Consider the following 3,194-nt stretch of genomic DNA (forward strand, 5'->3'; position numbering starts at 1 on the left):
GCTCGCCGTGGACTTCGACAAGGCGGGGCGGTTCGCGGGGGTCGACGAGATCGTGGTGAGCGCGGGCGGCAGCGCCTGGTTCGACGCGGTGGCGGACGTCCTCGCCGAGGTCCCCGAGCTCTCCGCGCCCGTGCTGAAGCTGCTGCGCTCGGGGGCGTACGTCTCGCACGACGACGGCCACTACCGCAAGCTGACCCCCTTCAACCGGGTCCCGGAGGAGGGCGCGCTGGAGCCGGCGTTCCGGCTGTGGACGCAGGTGGTGTCGCGGCCGTCCGCCGAGCAGGCGTTCACCAACGCGGGCAAGCGGGACGCGGCCTACGACCTCGACCTGCCGTTCGCCCAGGTGGTCCGCCGGGACGGGAGCGAGCGCCCGGCCACCGGGATCTCGGTGACCGGGCTGTCCGACCAGCACGCGTGGCTGCGTACCACCGGGGAGGCCGATCTGGAGGTGGGAGACTGGGTGGGGCTCGGGCTGTCCCACCCGTGCACGTCGTTCGACAAGTGGGTGCTCATCCCCGTGGCGGAGGCGGACGGCACGGTGGTCGACTACGTCCGCACGTTCTTCTAGGAGGCCGGCATGGAAGAGCTCGTCATCCGGGACGCGGACGTCGTCGACGGCTCCGGCGACCACTCGTACCGCGCGGACGTGGTCGTCGACGGCGGCCGGATCGTCTCGATCGTGAAGGAGGCGGCGGACGCGGGGTGTCAGCGCCCGAAGGCCCGTCGTGAACTGGACGCCGAGGGGCTGGTGCTGGCGCCCGGCTTCATCGACATGCACGCCCACAGCGATCTGGCGCTGCTGCGCGACCCCGACCACAGTGCCAAGGCGGCGCAGGGCGTCACCCTCGAAGTGCTGGGCCAGGACGGGCTGTCGTACGCGCCGGTCGACGACCGCACGCTGGGCGAGGTGCGCCGGGCGATCGCCGGGTGGAACGGCCCGGGCGACGACGTCGACTTCGACTGGCGGTCGGTGGGCGAGTACCTGGACCGGCTCGATGGGGGCATCGCGGTCAACGCCGCGTACCTGGTCCCGCAGGGCACGGTCCGCGCGCTCGCCGTCGGCTGGGAGGACCGCCGGGCGACGCCCGAAGAGCTGGACCGGATGCGGCAATTGGTCGCGGAGGGCATGGAGCAGGGCGCGGTCGGCATGTCGTCGGGACTGACGTACACGCCCGGCATGTACGCCGGGGACGCCGAACTGACCGAGCTGTGCCGGGTGGTGGCGTCGTACGGCGGCTACTACTGCCCGCACCACCGCTCCTACGGCGCCGGGGCGCTTCAGGCGTACGAGGAGATGGTGGCGCTGACACGGGAGGCGGGCTGCCCGCTGCACCTCGCGCACGCCACGATGAACTTCGGCGTGAACAAGGGCCGGGCGCCCGAGCTGCTGTCCCTCCTCGACGACGCGCTCGACGCCGGCGCCGACATCACCCTCGACACCTACCCCTACACCCCGGGCTGCACCACCCTCGTGGCGCTGCTGCCCGGTTGGGCGAGCGAGGGCGGGCCCGAGGAGATCCTGCGGCGGCTCGCGGACGACGGGACCGCCGAGCGGATCCGGCACCACATGGAGGTCACCGGCTCGGACGGCTGCCACGGGGTGCCGGTGGAGTGGGAGACCATCGAGATCTCGGGCGTCGGCGACCCGGCGCTGGGCGAGTACGTGGGCCGTACGGTCCTGGAGTCGGCGCGGGTGCGCGGCGAGTCGCCGTGGGTGGTCGCGCGGGAGCTGCTGCTGAAGGACAGGCTCGCTCCGACGATCCTCCAGCACGTCGGCCACGAGGAGAACGTACGGGCGATCATGCGGCACCGGGTGCACACCGGCGGCTCGGACGGCATCCTGCAGGGTGCGAAGCCGCACCCGCGCGCGTACGGCACGTTCCCGCACTACCTCGGGCACTACGTACGGGAGCTGGGCGTGCTGTCGCTGGAGGAGTGCGTCGCGCACCTGACGTCGCGCCCGGCGGCGCGGCTGCGGCTGCCGGACCGGGGGCTGGTCCGCGAGGGGTACAAGGCGGACCTGGTGCTCCTCGACCCGCGGACGGTGGCCGCGGGGTCGACCTTCGCCGAGCCGCGGACGCTGCCGACGGGCATCCCGTACGTGCTGGTCGACGGGCGGTTCGTGATCGAGGACGGGCGGCGCACGGACGTGCTGGCGGGGCGGGCGGTCCGCAGGACCCCCCGCTGACCGCCCGCCCCACCGGCCCTCTACGGCTTGGGCACCACGCAGCCGCTCGCGTTCAGGTCGAGCCTGTTGTCCGTGCCGAAGCAGGCGGGGAACAGGTAGGTCTGCTGGGCGTAGTTGATGCCCTGGCGGACCGTGACCTGCCCGTTCTCGTCGACCTCGCACGGGTTGTTGACCGTGCAGCGCTCGCCGTCCTCGTTGCCGGTGTTGTTGACGGCGACCACCTTGCCGGTGGCGTCGTCGACGACCGGTGAGCCGGAGGTGCCGCCGATGGTGTTGCAGGCGGAGGTGTAACGGACCGAGTCCTTCCAGGTCCAGTCTCCCTCCTTCATCCGGTACGCGAACCCGTCGACGGAGCAGTTGTAGATGCGTTTCCAGTAGCCGGACACCACGCTGATGGACGTACCGGCCGCCGGGCGGGTGCCGCTCAGGGTCAGTGCGTCGATGCCGTACGCGCTCTTGATCCGCGCGTACGTCGTGCTCAGCCGGTAGATCGCGGCGTCCGTGTCGGTCATGGTCGCGTAGACGAGCCGGTCGGCGCGCAGGGTGGCGACCTTGGAGCCGGAGGAGTTCAGCAGGCCGAAGCTGCGGCTGGACGCCCGGTCGACGAGGACCTGTCCGGGGGCCGGGAAGCCGCTCTCCAGGCAGTGGCCGTTGGTGAGCACGAGCGCCGGGTCGTCGTCCGCCGAGCCGGGCATGCGGACGACGGAGCCGGAGCAGTTGCTGAGCGAGACGGTGCCGGCGAAGTTCACCGCGCCCTCCCGGGGCGCGGTGAGTCCGGACAGGGTGTCCGCCGCGGTCCCGACCACGCCGTTGACGACATCCGTCAGCGTGGTCGGGGCCGCGTCCGTGGTCGTGTCCGCGCCCGTGGGGGCTGGCGCGGCGGCGACCGCGGGGGTCGCGCCCGCCCCGGCGAAGGCCAGGGCGCAGAGCGCGACGACGAGAGGTTTTCTCATGGGGGTCCCCTCTTGCGGCGTCGGGCGGCCGGAGAACTCCGGGCTGCCCACGT

General features: G+C 72.6%; 2 protein-coding genes and 1 pseudogene. 2 read left to right on the top strand and 1 reads right to left on the bottom strand.

The window, feature by feature from the left end; genetic code table 11:
• Both B7767_RS24215 and B7767_RS24220 read left to right on the top strand, forming a co-directional pair.
• Positions 1-568: pseudogene (locus tag B7767_RS24215) on the top strand (amino acid deaminase); the annotation flags it as partial.
• 9 nt (positions 569-577) lie between these two features.
• A complete protein-coding gene (locus B7767_RS24220) occupies positions 578-2,188 on the top strand; it encodes an amidohydrolase family protein (RefSeq protein ID WP_085574056.1) in 1,611 nt (536 codons plus the stop codon).
• Between the two features lie 20 nt (positions 2,189-2,208).
• On the opposite strand, the gene B7767_RS24225 is transcribed toward B7767_RS24220, so the two are convergent.
• Positions 2,209-3,141 carry a serine protease gene (locus B7767_RS24225; protein ID WP_085574057.1) on the bottom strand — a complete coding sequence of 311 codons (933 nt, stop codon included), beginning with the start codon at positions 3,139-3,141 and terminating at the stop codon, positions 2,209-2,211.
• Between the last annotated feature and the right edge of the window lie 53 nt (positions 3,142-3,194).

It is taken from the genome of Streptomyces sp. 13-12-16 (genome assembly GCF_002114215.1).
Taxonomy (GTDB): Bacteria; Actinomycetota; Actinomycetes; order Streptomycetales; family Streptomycetaceae; genus Streptomyces.